Source organism: Azospirillum sp. VT-I1 (assembly GCF_055698305.1).
On record NZ_CP168803.1, the window covers coordinates 264674 to 289872 of the forward strand.

Genomic DNA, 25199 nt, shown 5'->3' on the forward strand with positions numbered 1-25199 from the left:
TGATAGGAAGAGTCTCTGATGGGACGAAACTATCCCCGGATGAAGGAGGCCTGCGCATGTCCGCCCCGATGACCGACTGCCGGATGCGCCGTTTTCCCGCCGGGACGATGGATGGAACAGTGGAACAGGTGCCGGAAAACTGTTCCATCCTGTTCCAAGCGCCCATCGCGACTCCATCGACCCAATCCGACGGATCACGGCGGCGCCCATGAACGACTATTGTATCGCAAGCGGTTACCGCCACCGGCTCGACCCCGCCTACACCGAGGATACCGAGGACAGCCGGGTGGTCTGGCAGCCCGACGTCTACGCGGTGGCGTCGGTGCTGGCCGACCGCTATGGCGCCCGCACCATCATCGATATCGGCTGCGGCGGCGCGAAGAAGCTGGGATTGCTCGCCGGGCGGTTCTCGGTGGTCGGCATCGATTACGGCGGCAACATCGAGTATTGCCGCGCCACCTATCCTTCGGCCGCTGGCTGACCGTCGATTTCGATGGGGAGGAGGCGCCGGCGCTTGCCGAAGCCCTGCGGTCGCTTGGGCCGGAAACCCTGGCAGACGCCGTCGTCGTCTGTTCCGACGTGATCGAGCATCTGGTCCGGCCCGACGGGCTGCTGAAGGTGCTGGCCGGTATCGCGCCCGCGGTTCGGGCCTGCCTGGTTTCCACCCCGGAGCGCGAGCGCACCCATCACCCCGGCCATGCCGGGCCGCCGCCCAATCCCTGCCATGTGCGGGAATGGACCCTGGCGGAGTTCCGCGCCCTGCTGGACCGTTTCGGCCTGCCCGTGATGCATGCCGGACTGACCGCTTCGCACAACCGCGGCCGGCCGAAGAGCACCATTCTGGCGGTGATCGACCGCAATGCCCGCCCGGCCGCGCCGCCCCGGCAGGAACGTCCGGTGACCGCGCTGCTGGTGACCCGCGACGATGCCGATCATGTCGAGGGTCTGGTCGGCCGGCTGCACGCCGACGGCATCCGTATCCATGCCATCGATCTGGGATCGACCGACGGCACCCACGAATTGCTGGTCGGCCAGTCGGCGAAGCTGGCGGCGCTGGAACGCATCGCCACCCCCCGGGTCGCCGACGACGGCAAGCTCGACAGCTTCTGGCACCATGCCGAGGATGTGGCCGCCTCCTGCCCGGGCCATTGGATGCTGCTGCTGGAAGGCAACCAGCGGGCGGTTCCGACCGGCTGCGGGCCGTCCCTGCGGTCGGCGCTGGCCACGGTCGAGGCCAGCGGCTTCAACGCGGTCAGCTTCACCGGGCTCGATTTCCATCCCGTCGACGGCGGCTTCGGCAGGACGCTCGATGCCGAGGCCTATTTCGGCATCTGTTCCTTCGCCCGCTCGACGGCCTCCCGCCACCTGACGCGTGCCTGGATACAGCCGGACTCCCATCCGGTGGGATTGGCCGACACCGCCGGCTGCGCACCGCTGTTCATCGGCCGGCGCGATTTCCCATACCGTTTCCTGATGAAGTCCTATCCGAAACGCCGGTTCCTGCCGGCGGATCCCTGGCTGCCCGCCCGCATCGTACACAATGCTTCCTGGGGCTTTCCGCCGGGCGGGCTGGACCTGATCGACGTCCATCAGCCCGATTTCATGGACCGCTACCTTACGGAATGCGTCTTCGGCGTCGGGGTGCTCCGCCATGATTTCGGACTCTAGCGGGGATCGGGCAATCCGGTCCGCAGGCGTCCTGAACTGCGGAATTTACGCGATCCGCCCGTGCCTGGTCGCGTATCCGCTTGATCCGGCTGTTGTTTTCCCGCCATCCTGTTCCGTCTTCCCACACCGGTAGTCCGCATGCCCTCCACCCCCGCCCGCACCCCGGTCTGGCCCGGCAAGCCCTATCCGCTCGGCGCCACCTGGGACGGGTTCGGCGTCAACTTCGCGCTCTTCTCCGCCAATGCCGAGCGGGTGGAACTCTGCCTGTTCGACAAGACCGGCCAGCGCGAGCTGGAGCGGGTCACGCTGCCTGAGCACACCGACGAGGTCTGGCACGGCTACCTCCCCGACGCACGCCCCGGCCTGCTCTACGGCTACCGGGTCCACGGGCCGTACGAGCCGGAGGAGGGGCACCGCTTCAACCCGAACAAGCTGCTGATCGACCCCTATGCCAAGGCGCTGTTCGGCGGCTTCAAATGGTCGGACGCCCATTACGGCTACCGGGTCGGCTCCACGAAGGAGGATTTATCCTTCGACCGGCGCGACAATGCCCGCGGCATGCCGAAATGCCGGGTGGTGGACGGCGCCTTCACCTGGGGGCACGACCGCCACCGCCGCGTCCCCTGGACCGACACGGTGCTGTACGAGACCCATGTCCGCGGCTTCACCATGCGCCATCCGGACGTGCCGGCCCATCTGCGCGGCACCTTCGCCGGCATGTCGACCCAGAGCGTCATCGAATATCTGCGCGCACTCGGCATCACCTCGGTGGAGTTCCTGCCGGTCCAGGCCATCGCCGACGAGCAGCATCTCGTCACCCGCGGCATGACCAACTACTGGGGCTACAACACCATCGGCTTCTTCGCGCCGGAGCCGCGCTACATGACCACCGGCGTCCTGTCGGAGTTCAAGACGATGGTGGCCCGCCTGCACGAGGCGGGGATCGAGGTCATCCTCGACGTCGTCTACAACCACACCGCCGAAGGCAACCATCTCGGCCCGACCCTGTCCTTCAAGGGCATCGACAATCTCAGCTATTACCGGCTGATGCCGGACAGCCCGCGCTATTACATCAACGACACCGGCACCGGAAACACCCTGAACCTCAGCCACCCGCGCGTGGTCCAGATGGTGATGGACAGCCTCCGCTACTGGGTGACGGAGATGCATGTCGACGGCTTCCGCTTCGACCTCGCCACCGTGCTGGCGCGGGAGCCCTACGGCTACGACCCCGGCTCCGGCTTCCTCGATGCGGTGCGGCAGGATCCCGTGCTGGCCGACGTGAAGCTGATCGCCGAGCCGTGGGACGTCGGTCCCGGCGGCTATCAGGTCGGCAACTTCCCGCCGGGCTGGGCGGAGTGGAACGACCGCTACCGCGACACCGTGCGGCGCTATTGGCGCGGTGACGACGGCATGCTGCCGGAACTGGCCGGCCGCATCGCCGGCTCCGCCGACCTGTTCGAGAAGCGCGGGCGCCGGCCCTGGGCCAGCGTGAACTTCATCACCGCCCACGACGGCTTCACCCTGCACGACCTCGTCGCCTTCAACGACAAGCACAACTGGGCGAACGGCGAGGAGAACCGCGACGGCCATTCCGCCAACTGCTCGTGGAACCATGGGGTGGAGGGCGAGACCGCCGACCCCGGCATCAACGAGCTGCGGGCGCGGCAGAAGCGCAACCTGCTGGCCACGCTGATGCTGTCGCAGGGCACGCCGATGATGCTGGCCGGCGACGAGCTGGACCACAGTCAGAAGGGCAACAACAACGCCTATTGCCAGGACAACGACATCACTTGGCTGGACTGGGCGAAGCGCGACGGGGCGCTGGTGTCCTTCGTCCGCCGGCTGATCGCGCTCCGGCGGGTCCATCCGGTCCTGCGCCGGGCCACCTTCCTGCATGGGCGCGAGACGGCGGCCAACGGGCTGAAGGACATCGTCTGGTACAATGCCCAGGGCGTGGAGAAGACCGCCGAACATTGGCGCAACACCCAGGCGCGCTGCATCGTCCTGCTGCTGAACGGCCGCGCCGGGACCCATGCCGGGCCGGATGGGCAGCCGCTGTCCGACGGCGTGATGCTGATCGTACTGAACGCCCATGCCGACATCCTGACCGTGACCCTGCCCGACGTGCCGGGCGGGCGGGGCTGGCGCTGCGTGCTCGACACCCGCGTCGCCGACGGGGCGGGGGACGAGCGCATGCATCTGGCCGGCCGGTCGGTTCTGGTCGACGGGCGGACGGTGCTGGTCTTCACCCTGGTGGAGCAGGCGGGCATGTGAGCGGTGGGGCGGCAGCGGTCACCGCCCTGCGATCCTTTGCCCACTGTTCTTTTCCCCGGTGAAGATGCTACCGCGACGGGCGGAGACAAGGCGTGCTACCCTGCACGGTGTGTTGCCGTCACGGTCGCAGCGGAGCTTCGGGTAGGGCGATGCCGGATTACGATTTTTCGCAGGTCGACGCCGCGATCATCGACAGCCAGCTCAACACCGCGCGCGTGTTCCGCGACGTGCTGATCCGCCTGGGCTTCCGCCGGGTGGAACTGTTCGATTCGGTGCGGGCCGCCGCCGGGCTGCTGACCGCGGCGATGCCCGATCTGGTGCTGGTCGATGCCGATGGCGAGGACTCGGAAGCCTTCCGCTTCATTCGCTCCCTGCGCAACGAGCCGGCCGTGCCGAACCCCTTCGCCTGCGTGATCGTCACCACCTGGGCGCCGACCCCGGCGCTGCTGACCCGCGTCACCAACGCCGGCGGCGACGATCTGCTGATGAAGCCGGTGTCGCCCAAGCAGGTGCGCGACCGGATTGTCAGCCTGATCGAGGCGCGCAAGGGCTTCGTCGTCACCGCCGACTACACCGGCCCCGACCGCCGCAAATCCCCGCGCGAGGGCGCCCAGGTGCCGGTTCTGGACGCCCCCAACACGCTGCGGCTCAAGGCCACCGGCCAATGGACCCAGTCCGGCGCCCGCATGCTGCTGAACGAGGCGGTTTCGACCGTCACCACCCAGAAGCGGCTGCGCGCCAGCATCCAGGTCGCCTTCCTGGTGGAATTCGCCCTGGACGGGCTGGCGCGGCCGGTGCCGGACCGCATGGCCATCGACCATGTCGGGCGGATCGGCGGCTTCCTGGACGACCTGCTGCGCCGGCTGGGCGAGGACGGCGACCACGCCCCGGTGGAGGCGGTGGCCCGCGCCGTCAAGACTCTGGCCGACAAGGTCCGCGCCGCGGCGGAGAGCGGGCCGGTCCCCGCCGACGACCGGGATCAGCTGCAGGCCCTGTCGCGCGCCCTGATGCAGGCCGTCGATCCCGACCGCCCGCTGGAGGCGATGACGCGCGAGGTCGCCGCCGCCGTCGCCGGCTACCGCAGCCGGCTGGAGCAGATCGCCCAGGCCAAGGCCGCCGCCGCAGCCGCGGCCCTGACGGCGCCCCCTGCCGACGAGGTGTCCGTCTCCGCCGCCGTCCCGCCGCCGGGTGCCGGAGGGCAGGCGGCATCCGCCCTTCCGGCCGGGTGACGGGGGAGGCGCCGATGGCATAGGCCGCCGGTCTGCATTGACGCCACGCGCCGCACCCCCCAATCCCTTAGCCCCAACACCCTTTCCGTACAACCCGCGGGGACCCTGCATGAGTGATCTCGACCGGCTGGCCGATCTGCTTGGAGTCGAACCCCTCTATCACGACATCTGGGGCAACCGGCGCGAGACGTCCGCCGCCACCAAGCGGGCGCTGGTCGCCGCCATGGGGCTGGCGGCCGCCACCGACGAGGAGGTCGCCGCCAGCCTGCGCACGGTGGAGCGTCGGTCCTGGAGCCGCCCGCTGCCGCCGGTGCTGGTCACCGCGGAAGGGCAGGGGGTCGCGCTGGGCGTCGCCCTGCCGGCCGGCCTCGACGACGCCACGCTGGTGTGGGAACTGACGCCGGAGGGCGGCACCGCCCAGGGCGGCCGCGTCGCGGTCCGCGACCTGCCGGCGGAGGAGCGCGCCACGCTGGACGGCACGGCCTATGAGCGCCGGGCGCTGGGCGCCCTGCTGCCGGTGTCGCTGCCCATCGGCTACCACCGGCTGGCCTTGCATGTGGAGGCGCCCGGCGGCGCCGGCCCATCCGGCGCCACCACCCTGATCGTGGCGCCCGAACGCTGTGTGACGGTGGAGGAGATGGTGCCGGCCGGCCGCAGCTGGGGCATCGGGCTGCAGGTCTATTCCCTGCGCTCCGACCGTGATTGGGGCATGGGCGATTTCGCCGATCTGTCCAGCTTCGCCGAGGTCGCCGGCCGGCTGGGCGCCGGGCTGGTCGGGCTGAACCCGCTGCACGCCCTGTTCCCGGCCGACCCGAACCATATCGGTCCCTATTCGCCGTCCAGCCGCCAGTTCCTCAACATCCTCTACATCGACCCGGCCTCCGTTCCCGAACTGGCCGATGCCGACGATCTGCGCGCCCGGATCGCGGAGCCCGACTTCCAGGCCGCCTTGGCCGCCGCGAGGCAGGCGGAACTGGTCGATTACCCCGCGGTCGCCGCGCTGAAGCTGCCGGTGCTGGAAGACCTGCACGCCCGCTTCCGCAGCCTGCCCGACAACCACCCGCGCAAGGCCGCCTACGCCGCTTTCCGGCAGGAGATGGGGGCCGCGCTCGACCGCCATGCCCTGTTCGACGCCCTGCACGAGCACTTCTTCCGCAAGGATCCGGCGCTGTGGATGTGGCGCAGCTGGCCGGCGGCTTTCCAGGACCCGGGGAGCGCCGAGGTCGCCGCCTTCGCCGCCGACCATGCCGACCGCGTCGATTTCTTCGCCTGGGCGCAGTTCGAAGCCGACCGCCAGCTGGGGGAGGCGGCGGCGCGCGGCCGTTCCGCCGGGCTTGCCATGGGCTTCTACCGCGACCTCGCCGTGGCCGCCCATCCCGGCGGCGGTTCCGCCTGGGCCGACCCGTCGATGCTGGTGCAGGGCGCCAATGTCGGCGCGCCGCCCGACCAGTTCAACCTGAAGGGCCAGAACTGGGGTCTCGCCCCTCTGTCTCCGCTGGGTCTGCGCGAATCTGCTTATCGTCCCTTCGTCGAGCTTCTGCGTGCCAACATGCGCCATGCCGCGGCGCTGCGCATCGATCATGTGATGGCGCTGCAGCACCTGTTCTGGATCCCGGAGGACGGCAGCGACGGCGCCTATGTCGCCTATCCCTTCCACGACCTTCTGCGCATCGTGGCGCTGGAGAGCCGCCGCAACCGCTGCGTCGTGATCGGCGAGGATCTGGGCACCGTTCCGGAGGGTTTCCGCCCGGCTCTGGAGCAGGCCGGCATCCTCAGCTACCGCGTGCTGTATTTCGAGCGCACCGCCGACGGCGGCTTCAAGCCTCCCGGCGACTATCCCGCCGGCTCGATGGCGACGGTCAGCACGCATGACCTGGCGCCCTTCAAGGGCTTCTGGACCGGCCGAGATCTCGACTGGCGCCAGCGTCTCAGCCTTTATCCCGACGATGCCAGCCGGGACAAGGACCGCTGGGATCGCGGCGTCGACCGCTGGCGCCTGTTGCAGGCCCTGTCCCGTGAGGGGCTGCGCCCGGACAGCTATCCCACCGACGACGGCGACCAGCCCTTCCGTGTCGAACTGTCCGCCGCCGTCCACGCCTATCTGGCCCGCACGCCGTCCCGCATCGTGATGGTGCAGGTCGAGGATGCGCTGGCCGACGACGAGCAGCCCAACCTTCCCGGCACGGTGGACCAGCACCCGAACTGGCGCCGCCGCCTTCCCCGCAAGCTGGAGGAGTTGGAGAGCGACGACGATCTCCGCCGGATCGTCGCGCCCATGGCGGGAGCCGTCCCGCACTGAAGAAAAGTGCCGCCGGCCTGTGGAAAATCGGGCCGGCGGCCTGTGTTGGGAAAAAATGCACCGGCAGTGAAAAAGCTCTTCACAGCCCGGCATGTGGTCGCTATAAACCCGCCCACACCACGGGGCACGGCAAACGAGCCGCCCCGGTGACGGTCTGGGGGATCGTCTAGCGGTAGGACAGCGGACTCTGACTCCGCCAGCCTAGGTTCGAATCCTAGTCCCCCAACCACCTTCTCCAAACGGCCAGTACTTTCAGGAACTTACGGGCTGCGCGCACCCCGCAACGCCGGGCGTGTGCGAAACTGACTCGCAACGCTGTCGCACATCGCGCACCCCGGCCGGCCTGGAGTGACCGAGCGTGGCGAAGCTGGCCCACCTCTCTCTGCGTTCCGGAATCTGGTATTGGCGGCGACGCTGCCCGCGCGCTCTTCCCTGCGGTGATCATCGGACGACATACGAGATGTCGCTCAGGACGGGCGACCGACGCACGGCCATTCGACGAGGGCTTGCGCTCGATCTCGCGTTGGAAGAGGTCATGATCATGGATGCGCCGCCGCCCGGTCTCACTATGCGCACGCTGCTGGTCAACCTGCGCAACGAGCTGGTGCTTGAGGGCGAGATGGAGCGCGCGTCGCGCCCGACGGCGCCCAGCGCGGCCTTCGGAACGCCTCCCGCGTCGAACCCGACGTGCTTGGCTGAATCCTCCCTGGCCGATCTGATGGCACTCAGCACAATGCCTTCGGTTCCAGATGAAGACCTGATCGAGGAGCATCCTCTTGGCCGACGCTCGTCTGGCGATGCGCCGGCCGCGGGCGCATCTACGGCAACGGACGGGGTGCCCCCGCCAGATCTCGCCACACCGGCACGGCGCGCGGCCTTCTTTGCGGGACTGTCCCACTACATGACGCAGGCGGTCCGCAGGAATGACCTCGAACTGGCGGATGGCGTCGTGGAGCGCTTGCTTGGCGAGCACGCCTCCGGGGTTCCGCTTGACGTTTCCGCGCGGAACCTGCTTCGACGCTCGGCGCTGCGAACATTGGCAGAAGTGCATGGGATCAATGCCCGTCGGGAGCGCGGAGATTACGGCGCCTTTCCAGCCGATGATCCCACGCTGGATATGCCCCTGGCACCCGCCACCGTGTTTCCCGGAACCGCAGAGCAGGTCGAAGCCACCATAGAGGCGCCTACCTGTCAGGGACGAGGGAAGCTCCTGTCGGAGGTCTACGCCGAATATGAGCGCTTCATGACGTCGCCGCTGGCCAAGGCGGCACGGTGGACCAATCAGACGAGCCGCCAGAACGCGATGACTGCGCGCCTCTTCATCGAATTCGCTGGCGACCGGACCCTCGACGCTTACAACAAAGACGACGCCCGCAATTTCAAGGTCGCGCTGGAGCACCTTCCGACCCTACATGGGCGGTCGCCCGCTTGGAGGATGCCAATGCGCGATGCAGTTGCGCAGGTGAAGGCTCTGATCGGCGCCGGCGAAAACCCGCCTGATTGCTTGGCGGCCAAGACGGTCAAGCGGCATATGTCGGCTCTCTCCGGCCTGCTCTCCTGGGTGGATGAACGGCCTGATGACTACGGCTACAAGGGCCCTAATCATTTCCAAGGGCACAGCTATGGCCGCTCTGAGGCCAAGCGTTGGATGTGGGAAACCGACGATCTGAATGCTCTGTTCCACACGCCGATCTGGACTGGCTGCGAACCCACCCGCCGGGCCAAACCGGGCACCACCGTGATTTATGACGCGTATTACTGGCTTCCCTTGCTCGCCACATATCACGGCCTTCGCCAGGAGGAGATTGCCCAACTCCGTGCCTCCGACATTCAGCAGGACAGTGGCGTCTGGTTCATGAACATCCATGCGGACAATGGCAACCACGTAAAGACCGATGCTGGGGTACGACGCGTTCCGCTCCACTCAGTCATCATTGCTCTGGGTTTCCTCGATTATGTCGGTCTTTTCCGTAACGGCGCCGATAACCACCTTTGGCCAACTCTGAAACGCGGTGGTCCCGACGGGAAGTTCGCTCATTACTATACCCAGCGATTTACCGCATATTGTCGGCATACGAACATCTACGATGCGTCGCGCCCGTTCCATGCACTGCGGGCCTCATTCCGGACCTTTCTGGAGGACACGCAAGCAAAGTCGGTCCACATCTCCAAAGTGGTTGGTCACAGCTTGACCGCTGTACTGGGGGAAGGTGGTCGGTACACCAAGCGGATCAAGATGCCTACGCTCAAGGACGTGGTGGATATGTTCGATCCCAATGTAAATCTTTCCCATCTTGTGCCCTTCGATCCTGCCAAGCATCGAATTAAGCCTTGAATGAGCATCCAGTGTTTCCGCATCAGACGGGAGCGATCCAGGATCACTCATCAGTACCTGGCAACTGCCAGCCGGAGGCCTGCCGGCGGGTCGCGCCGCGGGCGGGCGCCGAGGATCTTGCATGGTGCGGGGATGGATTCTGTTCCAGAGCAAAATGCCTTGGCTTTCATTGCTACAGCTTGGCAACGCGAGCCGGGATCAGGAGCCGAAGCGCGGTGGGTCCTTATCGCGGAACCCACCGTGACGCTCCGGTGCCCCCACCTACTGCGCAGCGCCCTTGCTCACGAGATGGACACGGATGACCGGACGATCGAATCCGGGGAGCAGTACCAAGCCGGCATCGAGAGCGGCGTCGAGGTCTTCTACGATGTCAAAGATGTCCTGCACGGTCAGGGAAAGTCGGTAGCCCATCGCCTCTGCTGCCTGGACGATCATGTCCAGTTTCCTACGGTCAGCTGCGCAGCGCTGCCCGCAGGCCCAGCGCTGCAGGGCTTCCTGAAGCCAAACTGCGAACTTCATGGTGGCCGCGCTCTGTTCCGCCAGAATCACACGGATGATCGCATCGTCTTCGATGCACGCGGCCAAGCCGGCGCCGCTCCGCACTGAGGTGGTCATCATCATCACGGGTCGTCCTGAGTTGCGACCGCCCGGTGTGGCGGCCCGCAGGGCCGCCGCCACACCGGGTGGACGCAACGCCGACGTATTCTAACTGTTGCCTGTCACCCCGCATATTCGTCGCCGATCCGGGGTAAGGTGGTCCCCGACTCTCGAACAGTTTGGCCGCTTGGTTAAGTTTGGTTCGCCCCCCAAGTCGATGCCCCGATCAGATGGCCACATAGGCCTCCGACACGTCACGACCAAGCTCGGACGGCGGGGACGTGCCGGTCGGCGAAATCTCCATTTGCAACCACCGCCCGTCGCATTAGGTTCTCGGGCCGAGTCGCGCTCCTTCAGGGACGCGCTCCGCTCGCCCCGCTATGGAACCGAAAAAAGCACAGTGATGATTGCCGACCATCTGACCGACATCGACCGTTTCGACGCCGAGCTGTGGAAGCTCGCCGACGACCTGCGGGCCAACTCCGGCTTGGCGTCGAACGAGTATTTCATGCCGATCATGGGGCTTTTGTTCCTGCGGCAGGCGACCAACCGCTATTACGCCGCGCTGGCGGAGATCGAAGCCGACAAGGCCGCCGGCCGGATGCCCGACCGAGCCCCGATCGAGGATGATTTCAAGAGGCGCCGGGCGATGATGCTGCCGGACGCGGCGCGGTACGACGCCATCCTGGAGCGGCGGACTACGGGGACGCTGGGCGAAGCGCTGAGCAAGGCGATGGAGGAGATCGAAAACCACCATCTGCCGCTGAAGGGACAGCTGCCCAAGGATTATCAGCGCTTCGAGGACGATCTGCTCGACAGCATGATGCGCAAGTTCGACAGCGACGCCCTGCGCAAGGCCGGCGGCGACGTGTTCGGGCGCATCTACGAGTATTTCCTGGCGGAATTCTCCAAGCAGGGCGCCCATGACAATGGAGAGTTCTTCACCCCGCCGTCGATCGTCCAGACCATCGTCAACGTCATCGAGCCCGACCATGGCATCGTCTTCGATCCGGCTTGCGGGTCCGGCGGCATGTTCGTGCAGTCCAGCCACTTCATCGAGCGGCATGGCAAGGACACGATGAAGCAGGTCACCTTCTACGGCCACGAGAAGAACGAAACCACCGCCCGGCTAGCGCAGATCAATCTGGCCGTCCACGGCTTGCAGGGGACCATCCAGGCGGGCAACGACGCCATCACCTATTACCGCGATCCCCACGATCTGGTCGGCAGGTGCGATTTCGTCATGGCCAACCCGCCCTTTAATGTGGACGAGGTGGACGCCGACAAGGTCAAGGCCGACAAGCGGCGCCTGCCCTTCGGCCTGCCGGGGGTGAACAAGACCAAGAAGATCTCCAACGCCAACTATCTTTGGCTGTCCTATTTCTACAGCTATCTGAACGAGAACGGCCGGGCCGGGGTGGTGATGTCGTCGCAGGCGTCGAGCGCCGGGCGCGACGAGGCGGAGGTACGGCGCAAGCTGGTGGAGACCGGCGCGGTCGATGTGATGATCGACATCCGCGGCAACTTCTTCTACACCCGCAGCGTTCCCTGTCAGCTCTGGTTCTTCGACCGCGCTAAGGAGCGTGACCCTCAGCGCGCCGACCATGTGCTGATGCTGGACGCCCGCGCCATCTTCCGCAAGGTGACGCGCGCCATCTGCGACTTCTCGCCGGAGCAGCAGCGCAACATCGCCGCCATCGTCTGGCTGTATCGCGGCCAGGGCGACCGATTCCTGGGCCTTCTGGCCGACTATCTCCATCGTGCGGTCGCCGATGCCCAAGCGGCCACCGCCGCGCTGGCGGCGTTCGAGGAGGGGCTGGGCCGCCTGATCGACCAGATGGAGCCGTTCGCCACCGCCCGCCGCACCGACAACCCGCTGGCTGCGAACTGGGAGGAGCTGACCTCGCAGCAGGCGATGCTGTCGGCCGCCGTCGAGGCCTTCGGGGCGGAGGCGACAGCCCAGGCCGCCGCCGCGTCCGGCGCCGCGGTTCCCGAGAATGCCCAACTGCATGCCGTGCGAACCGGCCTGCACCCCTTGGCCGACCGTTGCCGCGACCTGACCAAGAGTATCGACCTCGCCGCCAAGCTGACTGGGCAGATCATTGACACCGCGGTGAAGGCGATGGAGGCGCGGGCCTCCGACCTGTGGAACGGCGGCGAGATCGGGAAGACGCGCAAGGCGCTGGAGACTCTGCGGGCCGATGCGGTCGAGGCGCTGCGGTGGCCGCGCTATCTTGTCCGTCAGGCCGACTGGCTGCATGACCGTTTCCCCGACGCGACCTATCGCGACGTGGCCGGGCTGGTGAAGCGGGTCGGGCGGGCCGACCTCGCCGACCATGACTGGAGCCTGACCCCTGGCCGTTATGTCGGCACCGCGCCGGCGGTGGTGGACGAGGATTTCGATTTCGAGGAGACGCTGCGGTCGATCCACGTCGATTTGCGCAGCCTGAACGAGGAAGCGGTGCAATTGGCCGCCATGATCGCCCGCAACTTCGAGGAGTTGGGGATATGAGTTGGCGGGAATACAGATTGGGTGAGGTTTGCTCTCTGTTCTATGGCAAAGCACTTAGCGATTATGTGGAAAGGCCGGACGAGGATTATTCGTTTCGTGCGTTCGGAACGAATGGTCCGATCGGGTGGGCAAGAGATCCGCTTATTGATGAGCCGACAATAATTGTTGGAAGAAAAGGCGCTTATAGGGGGATCCACTATAGCAATGAACCTTCGTGGACGATAGACACCGCTTTTTTCACGAAAATCAATCGCGGACTAGTTTATGCTAGATGGTTATATTATAGGCTACTTCTTGTTGATATCAATTCGATGAATTCTGGGGGTGCTATACCTTCGACAAGCAGAGATGATTTTTACTCGGTATCTATTCACGTCCCTGATCAACAGACTCAGTCACGCATTGCTTCCATTCTCTCTTCCTACGATGACCTGATCGAAAACAACCAGCGGCGGATAGCGTTGCTGGAGGAATCGGCACGGCTGCTATACCGCGAATGGTTCGTGCATTTCCGCTTCCCCGGTCACGAACACGTCAAGATCGTTGATGGCCTGCCACAGGGGTGGGCATCGGCAAGCCTCGGCGATTTGCTGACGCTCAAGAGGGGATATGACCTGCCGGAGGCCCAAAGGGTTCCCGGCTCCATACCGATCGTGTCCTCCTCCGGCATCTCCGGCTATCACGACACCAAGAAGGCCGACAAACCGGGGATCGTTACTGGGCGATACGGAACGTTGGGTGATGTGTATCTGGTAGACGAAGATTTCTGGCCCTTGAACACTGCCTTGTACGTGTCCGACAAGAAGGGAAATCCCGTCACCTATCTGTTTCATGTTCTGAAGCACGTCCTTGACGGCGTGCAGAGCGAAAAGGCGGCAGTCCCAGGGCTGAATCGCAACACCTTACATATCATCAGCGTCGCACGGCCACCCAGGAAACTGATGGCCGATTTCGAGAATGCGGTCGGCGGCAACTATGAGCAAATCAGCACCCTGAAAGCCATGAACCAAAAGCTCGCCCAGGCGCGCGACCTGCTGCTCCCGCGGTTGATGAGCGGGGAGATTTCCGTTTAATGTGACGGTTGTAGGCAGCAGGAGAGCATCCCGCCATGGCGGTGACCGGCATCAACAGCGAGGATCGTTTGGTACAGGCGACCTTCGCGGACTACCTCGAAAACACGCTGGGCTGGGACAGCGTCTATGCCTACAACCGCGAGACCTTCGGCCCCGACGGCACGCTGGGCCGCGCCGATCCCACCGAAGCGGTGCTGAAGCGCGACCTGCGCGCCGCGCTGAACCAGCTCAACCCCGGCCTGCCGGCCGCCGCCATTGAGGAGGCAGTGCGCAGGCTGACCGTCTATGACGCCAGCCGCTCCCTGATCCAGCACAACCGCGATTTCTACAAACTGATCCGCGGCCAGGTGCCTGTGGAGTATTTCGATGCGGACGGGCGGCGCAAGACGGCCCGGCTGCGGGTGATCGATTTCGACAACGCGCCGGGCATGAACCGCTTCCTGGCGGTTCGCGAGTTGAAGCTGACCAGCATGCGCAACGGCATCTACAACCGCCGCGCCGATCTCGTCTGTTTCGTCAATGGCCTGCCGCTGGTCTTCATCGAACTGAAGGCGGTGTACCGCAACATCCGCGCCGGCTTCGAGGACAATCTGCGCGACTACATGGACGAGGACATCATCGCCCATGCCTTCCACCACAACGCCTTCCTGGTGGTGTCCAACGGCGACCGCGCCCGCTACGGCTCGATCACCAGCGGGTGGGAGCATTTCTATGAATGGAAGCGGCAGGACGAAACCGAGCGCGGCCGGCTGGAGGCGCTGGCCCTGCTGGACGGCATGCTGGCCCATGACCGGCTGCTCGACATTGTCGAGAACTTCATCCTGTTCGACGACAGCAAACCGGACATCACCCGCAAGGTGGTGGCGCGCAACCATCAGGTGCTGGGCGTCAACCGCGCCGTCGCCGCCGTCGCCCGCCAGGAAGAGCTGAAGCGGGAATTCCCGCCGGAGGAGCGGCTGCGCTACCGCACCGTCGATCTGAGCAAGGATCTCCGCGAGCCGGTTGCCCGGCGGAAGGGCGGCAAGAGCGCCCGGAATGCCCAAAACATGGCCCTGCTGGAGACCGCCGCTTCACCCTCCCCTATCTGCCGGCGGGGCCGACCCTGCTGGTGGAGCGGGCGCACCCCGATCTCGGCCGGCTGGGGGTGTTCTGGCATACCCAGGGCAGCGGCAAATCCTACTCCATGATCTTCTTCACCGAGAAGGTGCGACGCAAGCTTGAGGGCAGCTTCACCTTCGTGCTGATGACCGACCGGCTCGACCTCGACGGCCAGCTCTATCGCAGCTTCGTCGGCTGTGGCATCGCCGATGAAAAGACGCCGCGCCCGGCCTCGGGCGCCGCGCTGGAACAGGCTCTGACGCAGAACAACACCTACATCTTCAGTCTGGTCCACAAGTTCAACCGGTCGGTGTCGCCGGACAAGCCCTACAGCCGGCGCGACGACATCATCGTCATTTCTGACGAGGCCCATCGCACCCAGGCGGGCCGGCTGGCGCGCAACATGCGTCTCGCCCTGCCCAACGCCGCCTTCATCGGCTTCACCGGAACCCCGCTGTTCAAGCAGGACGAGATCACCAAGCGGCTGTTCGGCGATTACATCTCCCGCTACGACTTCAAGCGGTCCGAACAGGACGGCGCCACCGTCAAGCTGATCTACGAGAACCGCGGCGAAAAGCTGGGCGTCGCCCGCACCGACCTGAACGACCGCATCGCCGAGAAGGTCGAACGGGCCGAACTGGACGCCGATCAGGCGGCCTTGCTCAACCGGCTGCTCGGCAACGATTACCCGGTGATCACCGCCGATGACCGGCTGGAGAAGATCGCCGCCGACTTCGTCGAACATTGTGCGTCCCGCTGGGAATCCGGCAAGGCCATGCTGGTGTGCATCGACAAGATCACCTGCGGGCGGATGCACAAGCTGATCATCCCGTTGTGGCAAGCCAAGGCGAAGGCGATCCGGGCGGAGGCGGAGGAGAAGCGCGGGGCGCTGGCGGAGGCGACCGACGCGATGGAGCGCGCCGTTCTGGGCGAGGCCGCCGACAGGCTGTCGAAGCAGGCGGAATGGTTGGACGAAACCCTGATCGCGATCATCGTCAGCGAAGCGCAGAACGAGGTCGCCGATTTCCGGAAATGGGATGTGGACATCATCCCCCACCGCCGGTTGATGAAGGAGGGGTTCGAGACGGCGGACGGCAAGCGCATCGATGTCGAAACCGCCTTCAAGTCACCCGACCATCGCTTCCGGGTCGCCATCGTCTGCGCCATGTGGCTGACCGGCTTCGACGTCGAATGCCTGTCGACGCTCTACATCGACAAGCCGATGAAGGCGCATACCCTGATGCAGGCGATCGCACGGGCCAACCGCGTCTATCCCGACAAGGATTGCGGCCTGATCGTCGATTACAACGGCATGCTGAAAAGCCTCCGCGAAGCCCTTGCCCGTTATGCGCTGGGCGACGATGCGGAGGACGGCGGCGACATCGTCCTGCCGATCGAAGAGCGCGTCCAGGCACTGATCGAAGCCGTCGAAGCGGCCGAGGCGCATCTGCGGGCGCTGGGCTTCGATCCCGCCAGCCTGATCGGCAAGACCGGCTTCGACCGCATCGCAGGGCTGAAGGCGGGCGAGAACGCTGTCTATCTGACCGACGAAACCAAGGCCAGATTCGAAATCCTTGCGCGCCAACTGTTCATCCGCTTCAAGGCGCTGATCACCGAGCCCAGCGCCTGGGCCTATGCCGAGCGCCATGACAACATCGAGGCCATCTACAAGAAGCTGTCCGAGCGGCGCGACACCGCCGACGTCACCAGCCTGGTGAAGGAGTTGCAGCGGATCGTCAACGACGCCATCGAGGCGCGGGCCCCCGGCGACGATCAGGCCGAAGGGCTGATTTTCGATCTCAGCCGGATCGACATAGAACGGTTGCGGGACGAATTCGCCACCAAGGTCCGGTATCAGGCGACCGTCATCGAAGACATCCGCACCGTCGTCGCGCGGAAGCTCGCGGCGATGCTGGCTCGCAATCCGATGAGGCTGGACTATCAGATCAAGTATGAGGAAATCGTCGCGGACTATAATCGCGAAAAGGACCGGACCACCATTGAGGAAACATTCCGCCGATTGGTCGAATTGGTTGAAAGCCTCGACGAGGAAGTAACGCGGCATACCAGGGAAGGGCTGAGCGAAGATGAACTGGCTCTGTTCGATCTGTTGCTGAAAAACGATCTCGACAAGTCGTCGCGGGAGCGTGTCAAGCAGGCAAGCCGGGAATTGCTGGCAGCGATAAAGAGTCAGGTGGCAAGCCTAAACCGTTTCTGGGAAAAAGAGCAGACCAAGGCTGACGTGAAAGTGTTCATCCTTGACCGGATTTACGCAAGCTTGCCAAGCCCGCCTTTTACTCCCGAAGACAAGGATGCGGTTGCGAACCAAGTCTACCACCATGTCTGGCGGCAGGCGATGTCTGGTGGCTTCGCCATGGCTGCATGAGCGTAACGCATGGATCTGTGGGGCCGGGCCCTCACCCGTGCCATCGGTGCTGATGCATAGTCGATCTCAGTCCAAGTAAGGGTGGCGACGTTGGAATGGACACTCGTGCAGGCCTGCACGACGGGTGCTTCGGTATCGGAACCGGACGACCGCGTGAGCGATGACACCACGTTGGGAAAGGGCCGGTGACCTGAACCGCATTCCCTCAAGGCGAGGTTAGGGTTGCCTGTTGCTCCGCCGGCGCAGCGGCGCCAATCTCAACCCGAAACTCTGGCTTCGTTTAGATGAACGACGGGGGCACCTCATTGAGCTCCCGGCCTCCAGAAGATGATCGGCAACGCACGCCGAAAGCTATGCAGCTGTAAACAGTCATAGATATCAAGATCGGAAGATGTCAAAAGAAAGCGAATTTAAGAAATGGCTTGAACAGGGTGGCGCCCAAACGGAAGGAGGGCGTAATTCACGTGCCTATGCTGTGCGCACGATCGAACGGAATCTCGCCGCTCTCGGCATGGCATACCGAAACCTCGACGAAGCTTGGGAGGCTGATGGGTTCGAGGCGCTGCGTGAGCGTCTTCGGAAGATGCGGGAAGACGCAGGCAAGGGCGGACAGGACTACCGGATTCTGATGCCGGATTCTGAAACCCCCCACAATAGGCTCTCCAACTGGGGGAGATGGCTGGGTCAGTATGGACGGTTTCTGGCGGGAGAACCTCCAAGTGCAGCAAAGGACGCCGACCGTATACGAGAATACGTCCTTGAGCAATACATCGAACCGGCGCGTGAGGAAGGGAGCGAGCACGTCGAGGTGCTCGTCCGTGATGTAAACTCGGCACTTGGTCTTAAAGAGGCATGGCCGAATATCTGCCAAGCGCTCGGCGGACGGATGTTTCAGGATTTGGCTCAGGTTCCACCCCCGAACGGATTGGCGCCAACCAGAGTTCAGCAACAGTATTTCGGTTCAAGGTTGAGGACGCATCGACCTTCGGAAGCAATCGCCCATTCGTCCTTTTTGACGCCGCCGGAAGCCCTTTCCAGCCGGTCAGAAAATTCAATCGAGCGACCGGGATCTCTGCCTTCCGCATCAAGCCGCGAGGCGCGCGGAACACCGTAGCTGAAGCTATTGAAACGCAGGACATTCGTGCTGTTGCCCGAGCGATGCTGATCGAAGGGCTGGCGTCGAGGATCAAGGCAAATTCTGGCGGCCCCGTGAACTACCTGACATATGGTCGTGACAAGTTGGTTCGCTATGAGCTCGATTCTGAAATCGCGCACGCGATTGGCGTTCCGCCGCGAGGCAGTGTCGCCGGCACAGTGGACTTGGAAGAGATGGGTGTGACGAGTGCGGAAACGAAAAGGGAAATGCCGTCTATGAACCTCATTCTGTACGGCCCGCCCGGCACAGGGAAAACCTATACGACCGCGGCCGAGGCGGTGCGGCTGTGCGGCGAGCCCGTGCCGGCGGACCGCGCGGAGCAGATGGCCGTTTATCAGAGGCTCATGGCGGCAGGGCGTATCGAGTTTGTCACCTTCCACCAATCGATGTCCTACGAGGATTTCGTCGAAGGCCGGCAACCCATGACCGGGTCGGACGAAGACAAAGGAACAACGTCCGCGGGGTTTCGCCTGGAAACCGTCCCTGGGCTCTTTCGGCGTATTGCGAAACGTGCCGAGACGAGCTGGGGTCCGTCTTCCCGAAGCGACGCGATCACTGTTGCCGGACGACAGGTATTCAAGATGTCGATCGGTCGGGCGAGCGCCGAGGAAGACGCCCAGTTCTTCGAAGAGGCGATCGAAGGGGGCACGCGCTGCTTGGTTGGGAGAACATTGACTGGAGTGACAAAAAATACGTGGAAGCCTCTGAAATTCTGGAGACCTGCCAGAAAGAAGGAAGAAATCCCGGCCCGGTGACGGCCCAGTCTGGGCAGGTCCAGCATACCGACATTTTCCGAAACCGTCTTAGGGTCGGAGATATCATCGTTGTCTCGAAGGGCAACATGTTCTTTCGGGCGATAGGGGAAGTTACCGGAGAATACGAGTATCATCCCCGTCCTGAGGGGATATACACCCACAGGCGCTCTGTGCGGTGGCTTTGGGTTGACAGTGACGGAGCGCCGGCAAAGGAGATCTACCAGAGCAACTTCATTCAACCGACCATCTACCGGCTCAAGAAGGACGGCCTCAACATTTCAGCCCTAGAGCGATACATGAACAGCGGGCGATCGGAGGGGCCGGTCGAGCCAGAGTCCTTCGTACTGATCATTGATGAGATCAACCGGGCGAACATCTCCAAGGTTTTCGGCGAACTGATCACTCTTCTCGAACCGGACAAGCGCCTAGGTCAGCCCAATGCGCTGAAGGTCCGGCTGCCCTATTCGGGTGATGAATTCGGAGTGCCTTCGAACTTGCATATCCTCGGCACAATGAACACGGCCGACCGTTCGATTGCCCTTCTCGATACCGCCTTGCGACGGCGGTTCACCTTCCGCGAGATGATGCCTGAGCCGTCAGTTCTCGCGGACGCTGCCAGGAATTGCGGAATCGACCTGCCACGCCTTCTTACGACTATCAACGAGCGTATCGAGTATCTCTACGACCGCGAACATCAGATCGGGCATGCATATTTCACCGGATGCACATCACGCGCTGATGTTGATATGGTCATGCGCCACAAGTTGGTTCCGCTTTTGGCCGAGTACTTCTTCGAGGACTGGGCGAAGATCGCGGCCGTTCTGGGTGATCTTGAATCCCATGACGGCCCGATTTCTGGCGGATTCCTCAAGCGTTCGGTTCTCAAGGCGCCGCCGGGACTAGATGATGGTGACGCACTTCCCCGGTTCCGTTGGCAATTGCGCTCCGAAGCTGAAGGCTTCGACTATGTGAGGCTCGCTGGCGCATGATCCGCCGCACGATCCGCGAATGGGAGCACATCGGCTACGGATCTGACAACGCCACGATCTCCGAAACGCATGCAGACCGCATCGCTGCGGTGGCACGGACCTCGGCCTTTTCCGGACGCGGGGGCGAAGGGGTGTTGGAGCATGGGCGCAAGGGACTGCGTGCGCATGGCGTGGTCGGTGTGATCGCCACGCCCGGTTGCCAACTCGAGATCTTGCCAAAGATCGAGGGCGGAGGCGAAGTTGGTGTCACGAACGCCACGTTGCGGAATCGGCTGATCCACATGCTCGCGGTAGTACACAATCTGCCCATCGAAGCCGGAGCCATGACGCAACTGGGATGGCAGCGGGATACTGTGCTGGAACTCCTCATTCGCCTTTTCTGTGCCAAGCTTGCTGACGCAGTGCGCCAAGGCATCCCACGCCACTATCTCGCGCATAAGGACGACCTCCCCGCTTTGCGGGGGCGCATGGATGTGACGCGACAGTTTTCCACGCTCGCAGTCTCGCCCCAGAAGCTTGCCTGCCGCTTCGACGCACTTTCGCACAACATTGCCCTCAATCAAGTGATGCGCGCGGCGGTCAATAAGCTCTCACACCTAGCCGTGTCGCCGGACAACCAGCGCGCGCTGCGCGAATTGAACTTTGTCTATGCCGATGTCGCTGAGACTCCTGCTCGCGCGCTGCGCTGGGAGGAAATCGTTCTCGATCGAACGAACAAGCGTTGGCGGGATCTCCTTTCGCTGGCCCAGCTGTTCCTTTCGGATCGGTATCAGCAGACGAGCGCAGGTTTGGTCGACGGACATGCACTGCTCTTCGAAATGAACGTCCTGTTTGAGCAGTACGTCACACGGACCCTCTCCTATGCGCTGGCCGGCACAGGCTTGCGTGTCTCTGCACAGGGCGGGCACCGCGACTGTCTTTACGAGGGCGACACCGGTCGGTTTCGGACGCGTCCAGACGCGATCATCCGTCAGGATGAGCGGATTGCCCTCATCATCGACACCAAGTGGAAGCGCATGACGCCTCACATTGACGATCCTAAGCAGGGCGTAAGTCAGGCGGACGTGTATCAGTTGATGGCCTATGGTCAGATCTACGACTGTGCGAACGTCATGCTACTCTATCCGCACCATGCCGAATTGCCGATCAACCCAATCCGTCGGCGATATTCGATCGCTGCAGCGAATTCCGAGAAGACTCTTTTCGTGGCAACACTGGACCTCGCAGGCTCGCAGCGCGTTCACAGAACCGCACTGCGAAATTTGATCAGCGATTGCCTAGTGCCCAGTGCTACGCTGGAAACACACGGTTTCAGCGCCGGATGAACACTGGTTCTCCTGGGGCGCGGCACGGTTCGCTGAGACACTCGGCTGCGGTAGATTGAACCGCAGCCGGAGGTCTTCCAGATGGAAAAGCAACAGGGGCGGCAGCCCAAAGGGGCGCCGGAGCGTGCCCATCACACTGGCGCAGGCCCCCTCGGGCGGTACGCCTCCAGTGAGCGCCGCCTTGGCAAAATAGGGCTCGACGTCTGAGTTTCGCGTTGCACCTCATCGCGCGGACGCAAACGAGTTGCAAACGTCATGGCTTATTAACGGGTCGAAGTTCTGACGGGGGGCGGAGGGACGTCGGAGCTACATACCGGCGAAGTAGACGCGGATGGTCGAGGAGGCGTTCCATCCCGGCGTGGTCATGACAGAGGCAGCCCGTCGGCGGGACGTGCACGAAAGCCAGTTGTATCGGTGGCGGAAACTGATGAAGGCGACGGGGACCGCCGTGGCCGAACCGTCCAGCTTCGTCGCGGTGACCATCACGCCAGAGTCGAGCGTAATGGAACCGCCTGTAGCGGAACCCCGTGTGCCATTGCCGGCTCCGGCGGCACCGGTCGCGAGCCCGGCAATTCTCGAGGCCAACCTATCCAACGAGGCGCGCCTCCGTCTGGAGGGGCCGGTCGATCCAGCGTAAGCGGTGTTTTCAGGCCACGGCAGTTTCGGCCTGCTGGGCATAGCTCCAGGGCAGCAGCTCATCGAGCCTGGTGATCGGATGTCCGCCGGCGAGTTTGGTCAGGACATCGGCGAACCAGGGCTGCGGATCGACACCGCTGAGCTTGCAGGTTTCCACCAGCGACGCGATGGTCGCCCAGTGCTCACCGCCGCCGTCGCTGCCGGCGAACAGAGCATTCTTGCGCGTGAGGGCCAGCGGGCGGATGCTGCGCTCCACGCTGTTGCTGTCGATCTCCACCCGGCCATCGTCGAGGAACAGCGTCAACCCCTCCCAGCGGCTGAGCGCGTAACGGATCGCCTCGGCCAATGTCGATTTGCGCGACACGGTCGCCAGTTGCTTTTCCAGCCACGTCTTCAGTTCCGCAATCAGCGGCGTCGAGCGGGCTTGGCGCTCCCGGCGGCGCGCTTCGGAGTGATGGCCGCGGATCTCGGCCTCCACCGCGTACAGCTGGGCGATGCGCCGCAAGGCTTCGCTGGCGATCGGCGCCGAGCCGCCGGTCTGGAGATCATAGAAGCCGCGGCGGACGTGCGCCCAGCAGAAGGCGAGGCGCACGGCTCCGCCCTCGGCCAGCTTGCGATAGCCGGCATAGCCGTCGACCTGGAGCACGCCGGTGAACCCCTGCAGATGCATCACGGGGCGTTCCCCCTTACGATCGGGAGCATAGACGTAGGCCACCGCCGGCGGCTCCGGTCCGTTCCAGGGGCGATCGTCGCGTGCGTAGGCCCAGAGCTGGCCGGTCTTCGTGCTGCCCCGTCCGGGGTCGAGCACCGGCGCCGTCGTCTCGTCGGCGAACAGCTTGCCCGACCCCCTCAGGCTGGCCAGCAATCGTTCATGAAGAGGCCGCAGATACCACGCCGCCCGTCCGACCCAGTCGGCCAGGGTGGAGCGGTCGAGATCGACACCCTGGCGCGCGTAGATCTGGACTTGGCGGTAGAGCGGCAGGTGATCGGCGTACTTGGACACCAGCACGTGGGCGATCAGCGCCTCGGTGGGGATGCCGGCGTCCACGATGCGCGCCGGCGCCGCGGCCTGCACGACGCCCTCCTCGCACTGGCGGCAGGCGTATTTCGGCCGGCGGGTCACCAGCACCCGGAAGCGGGCCGGGATGAGATCCAGACGTTGCGAGACATCCTCGCCGATGGGATGCAGCGTGCCGCCGCAACACGGGCAGGTCTTGTCGGCGACATCGATGAGGATCTCCTCGCGCGGCAGATCGGCCGGCAGGTTGCCGCGGTTCACCCGACGCCGTGGCGGCGAAGGGGCCGGCTTGGCCGCCGCGGAGCCGGCGGGCTCGGCCTCCTTGGCGGCCAGCGTCTGCTCCAGGTCCTCCAGCGCCAAGGCCAGCTGGTCCGGATCAAGGCGCTCGGCCCGCCGGCCGAAGCGATGGCGCTGCAATTCCCAGATGATCTGGCGCAGCCGGGCGATCTCCTCCTCGGCCGAGGAGCGGGCCGCCGTCAACTCCGCGGCATGCCGGAGCCGTTCGGCCAGCAGCAGGGCACGCAGTTCGTCAGGATCGCTGGGAAGGGTTTCAGGCGCGGTCGTCACGTCCACCAGTATAGCGGCGGCTTGCGCAGTCCTCGCCTGCGAAAAGGCAAGCGAGTCGCTGTGTCGCAGCTCAGCCGGCGGACGTCGGCCGAGGCACCCGCACGCCCCGCACCCGGGTCCAGTCCAGCCCCTCGACGAGCGCCGAGAGCTGAGCCGGGGTCAGCCGGATCACGCCGTCGCGGATCGCTGGCCAGCGGAACTGGCCGGCCTCCAATCTCTTCGCGATGAGAACCAGTCCGGTGCCGTCCCAGTGCAGGAGTTTCACCCGGTCGGCTCGCTTGGAGCGGAAGACGTAGATGACCCCGCTGAAGGGATCAGCCCCCAGCTGCTGCTGCACCAGGGCGACCAAACCATCCATACCCTTGCGGAAATCGACCGGCTTGGCGGCGACAAGAACCCGCACCGCGCCCTCGATGCCGATCACCGCGACGCCCTCACCGCGCGCAACACCGCCTTGACGGTGGCGCTGTCCATGCCGGCCGGTACGCGCACCACCGCATCGCCGATCTGCACTTCGATGGCCGGGAGTTCCTTCGGTGCGGCTGGGGGCGGCGTGGTGTCCAGCACCACCGGCGCAAACACGAACCCCTCTTCCTGGAAGCGGTTGACGGCACGCGCTTCCCGGCGCCAGCCGAACACCTGCTGGGGCCGCAATCCGTGACGCCGGGCCACTTCGGAGACCACGACCCCGGGTACCGCCGCCTCAGCCAGGATCCGCGCCTTCTCCTCTGGCGACCAGGTCCGGCGCCCTACATCGCCCGTGATCACCTCCATGCGGCGCACCCGGACGGGCTCCTGGTCAAGCGTAAGGTCGAGCGTAGACACAAACCGTTCTCCCGATCATGCGATCCGGGAGATTCGCTCCACCCCGATCCCGCCGAAAGGTGGGACCAGAACACCGCTTACGATCCAGCCCTCGCGGTGGCCGTCATTGGCGCCCTGGCGTGATCCCGTAAGCATCCGGTGAGTACCGCCTGACGGACGCGATGAAGACGGCGGAGTTTTGCGTGGCGCGCGTCGTCGCGCGGACGCAATCGAGTGGCAAGCGTCATGGCTTACTAGCGGATCGAGGTTCTGACGGGCAAGGAGCGGCGGCGGGGCTACACGGCGGCGCAGAAGGCCCGGATGGTGGAGGAGGCGTTCCAGCCGGGCGTGGTGGTGACAGAGGCGGCGATGGCGTTCCTGACCGCGACCATCACACCGGAGTTGGAGGAGAACCTTGCGGCACCACCTTCGACCGTTGTAAGCATTCGCCACATAGCTCGTGGGTTGAGAAACA

The 25199-nt window shown here is 64.6% G+C and carries 19 protein-coding genes and 1 tRNA gene; 15 read left to right on the forward strand and 5 right to left on the reverse strand.

Translation table 11 applies throughout. The features are described from left to right. The first annotated feature begins 208 nt into the window (after positions 1-208). From AB8P05_RS19925 to AB8P05_RS19955, 7 genes are all read left to right on the forward strand, one after another. Positions 209-481, forward strand: coding sequence for a hypothetical protein (locus tag AB8P05_RS19925; protein ID WP_472760573.1), 273 nt, complete (start codon positions 209-211; stop codon positions 479-481). After that, on the forward strand, positions 448-1668 hold the full coding sequence (locus AB8P05_RS19930; protein ID WP_472760574.1) for a class I SAM-dependent methyltransferase: 1221 nt from the start codon (positions 448-450) through the stop codon (positions 1666-1668). Before AB8P05_RS19925 ends, AB8P05_RS19930 begins: the two co-directional genes overlap by 34 nt. Before the next feature lie 138 nt (positions 1669-1806). Further along, a complete protein-coding gene (gene glgX, locus AB8P05_RS19935; protein WP_472760575.1) occupies positions 1807-3945 on the forward strand; it encodes a glycogen debranching protein GlgX in 2139 nt (712 codons plus the stop codon). Between the two features lie 149 nt (positions 3946-4094). Continuing rightward, positions 4095-5174, forward strand: coding sequence for a response regulator (locus AB8P05_RS19940; RefSeq protein ID WP_455174569.1), 1080 nt, complete (start codon positions 4095-4097; stop codon positions 5172-5174). Between the two features lie 109 nt (positions 5175-5283). After that, complete coding sequence (gene malQ / locus AB8P05_RS19945; protein WP_472760576.1) at positions 5284-7473, forward strand: 4-alpha-glucanotransferase; 2190 nt, start codon at positions 5284-5286, stop codon at positions 7471-7473. A 155-nt stretch (positions 7474-7628) separates the two neighbouring features. Then, positions 7629-7702, forward strand: a tRNA-Gln gene (locus AB8P05_RS19950). Positions 7703-7831: 129 nt separating this feature from the next. After that, positions 7832-9808, forward strand: a complete 1977-nt coding sequence (locus AB8P05_RS19955) for a DUF6538 domain-containing protein (RefSeq protein WP_472760577.1) — start codon at positions 7832-7834, stop codon at positions 9806-9808. Between the two features lie 261 nt (positions 9809-10069). Here the strand turns inward: AB8P05_RS19955 and AB8P05_RS19960 are convergent, their stop codons facing one another. After that, entirely contained in the window at positions 10070-10429 is a 360-nt protein-coding gene (locus tag AB8P05_RS19960; protein WP_472760578.1) for a hypothetical protein, read from the reverse strand. A gap of 379 nt (positions 10430-10808) precedes the next feature. Between AB8P05_RS19960 and AB8P05_RS19965 the strand changes: the two genes are divergently transcribed. The 8 genes from AB8P05_RS19965 to AB8P05_RS20000 all read left to right on the forward strand — a co-directional run bounded on the left by AB8P05_RS19965 (position 10809) and on the right by AB8P05_RS20000 (position 22336). Beyond that, entirely contained in the window at positions 10809-12917 is a 2109-nt protein-coding gene (locus tag AB8P05_RS19965) for a class I SAM-dependent DNA methyltransferase (RefSeq protein WP_472760579.1), read from the forward strand. Beyond that, complete coding sequence (locus AB8P05_RS19970; RefSeq protein ID WP_472760580.1) at positions 12914-13990, forward strand: restriction endonuclease subunit S; 1077 nt, start codon at positions 12914-12916, stop codon at positions 13988-13990. The genes AB8P05_RS19965 and AB8P05_RS19970 overlap by 4 nt, the downstream gene beginning before the upstream one ends. A gap of 35 nt (positions 13991-14025) precedes the next feature. Beyond that, entirely contained in the window at positions 14026-15177 is a 1152-nt protein-coding gene (locus tag AB8P05_RS19975; RefSeq protein ID WP_472760581.1) for a type I restriction endonuclease, read from the forward strand. After that, positions 15099-17474 carry a type I restriction endonuclease subunit R gene (locus tag AB8P05_RS19980; RefSeq protein ID WP_472760582.1) on the forward strand — a complete coding sequence of 792 codons (2376 nt, stop codon included), beginning with the start codon at positions 15099-15101 and terminating at the stop codon, positions 17472-17474. The genes AB8P05_RS19975 and AB8P05_RS19980 overlap by 79 nt, the downstream gene beginning before the upstream one ends. An 852-nt stretch (positions 17475-18326) precedes the next feature. After that, a complete protein-coding gene (locus AB8P05_RS19985) occupies positions 18327-19385 on the forward strand; it encodes a hypothetical protein (protein ID WP_472760583.1) in 1059 nt (352 codons plus the stop codon). Continuing rightward, positions 19325-20374: an AAA family ATPase gene (locus tag AB8P05_RS19990; protein ID WP_472760584.1), complete on the forward strand. Its 1050-nt coding sequence runs from the start codon at positions 19325-19327 to the stop codon at positions 20372-20374. Before AB8P05_RS19985 ends, AB8P05_RS19990 begins: the two co-directional genes overlap by 61 nt. After that, on the forward strand, positions 20371-21699 hold the full coding sequence (locus tag AB8P05_RS19995) for an McrC family protein (protein WP_472760585.1): 1329 nt from the start codon (positions 20371-20373) through the stop codon (positions 21697-21699). Before AB8P05_RS19990 ends, AB8P05_RS19995 begins: the two co-directional genes overlap by 4 nt. 331 nt (positions 21700-22030) lie before the next feature. Beyond that, positions 22031-22336 (forward strand): transposase, encoded by a 306-nt coding sequence (locus AB8P05_RS20000; RefSeq protein ID WP_472760586.1) that lies wholly within the window; start codon positions 22031-22033, stop codon positions 22334-22336. 9 nt (positions 22337-22345) lie between these two features. On the opposite strand, the gene tnpC is transcribed toward AB8P05_RS20000, so the two are convergent. The 4 genes from tnpC to AB8P05_RS20020 all read right to left on the reverse strand — a co-directional run bounded on the left by tnpC (position 22346) and on the right by AB8P05_RS20020 (position 25170). After that, positions 22346-23920: an IS66 family transposase gene (gene tnpC / locus AB8P05_RS20005; protein WP_472760587.1), complete on the reverse strand. Its 1575-nt coding sequence runs from the start codon at positions 23918-23920 to the stop codon at positions 22346-22348. A gap of 70 nt (positions 23921-23990) precedes the next feature. Then, on the reverse strand, positions 23991-24344 hold the full coding sequence (gene tnpB / locus AB8P05_RS20010) for an IS66 family insertion sequence element accessory protein TnpB (protein ID WP_472760588.1): 354 nt from the start codon (positions 24342-24344) through the stop codon (positions 23991-23993). Continuing rightward, positions 24341-24745, reverse strand: coding sequence for an IS66-like element accessory protein TnpA (gene tnpA, locus AB8P05_RS20015; protein ID WP_472760589.1), 405 nt, complete (start codon positions 24743-24745; stop codon positions 24341-24343). Before tnpA ends, tnpB begins: the two co-directional genes overlap by 4 nt. A 275-nt stretch (positions 24746-25020) precedes the next feature. Beyond that, on the reverse strand, positions 25021-25170 hold the full coding sequence (locus AB8P05_RS20020) for a hypothetical protein (protein ID WP_472760590.1): 150 nt from the start codon (positions 25168-25170) through the stop codon (positions 25021-25023). Between the last annotated feature and the right edge of the window lie 29 nt (positions 25171-25199).

Bases quoted from the DNA above. Each gene is read 5' to 3' on its own strand.
- AB8P05_RS19925 (WP_472760573.1), top strand. From the start codon at position 209: ATGAACGACTATTGTATCGCAAGCGGTTACCGCCACCGGCTCGACCCC.
- glgX (WP_472760575.1), top strand. From the start codon at position 1,807: ATGCCCTCCACCCCCGCCCGCACCCCGGTCTGGCCCGGCAAGCCCTAT.
- AB8P05_RS19940 (WP_455174569.1), top strand. From the start codon at position 4,095: ATGCCGGATTACGATTTTTCGCAGGTCGACGCCGCGATCATCGACAGC.
- malQ (WP_472760576.1), top strand. From the start codon at position 5,284: ATGAGTGATCTCGACCGGCTGGCCGATCTGCTTGGAGTCGAACCCCTC.
- AB8P05_RS19960 (WP_472760578.1), bottom strand. From the start codon at position 10,429: ATGATGATGACCACCTCAGTGCGGAGCGGCGCCGGCTTGGCCGCGTGC.
- AB8P05_RS19965 (WP_472760579.1), top strand. From the start codon at position 10,809: ATGATTGCCGACCATCTGACCGACATCGACCGTTTCGACGCCGAGCTG.
- AB8P05_RS19970 (WP_472760580.1), top strand. From the start codon at position 12,914: ATGAGTTGGCGGGAATACAGATTGGGTGAGGTTTGCTCTCTGTTCTAT.
- AB8P05_RS19975 (WP_472760581.1), top strand. From the start codon at position 14,026: ATGGCGGTGACCGGCATCAACAGCGAGGATCGTTTGGTACAGGCGACC.
- AB8P05_RS19985 (WP_472760583.1), top strand. From the start codon at position 18,327: ATGGCCGAATATCTGCCAAGCGCTCGGCGGACGGATGTTTCAGGATTT.
- AB8P05_RS19995 (WP_472760585.1), top strand. From the start codon at position 20,371: ATGATCCGCCGCACGATCCGCGAATGGGAGCACATCGGCTACGGATCT.
- AB8P05_RS20000 (WP_472760586.1), top strand. From the start codon at position 22,031: ATGGTCGAGGAGGCGTTCCATCCCGGCGTGGTCATGACAGAGGCAGCC.
- AB8P05_RS20020 (WP_472760590.1), bottom strand. From the start codon at position 25,170: ATGCTTACAACGGTCGAAGGTGGTGCCGCAAGGTTCTCCTCCAACTCC.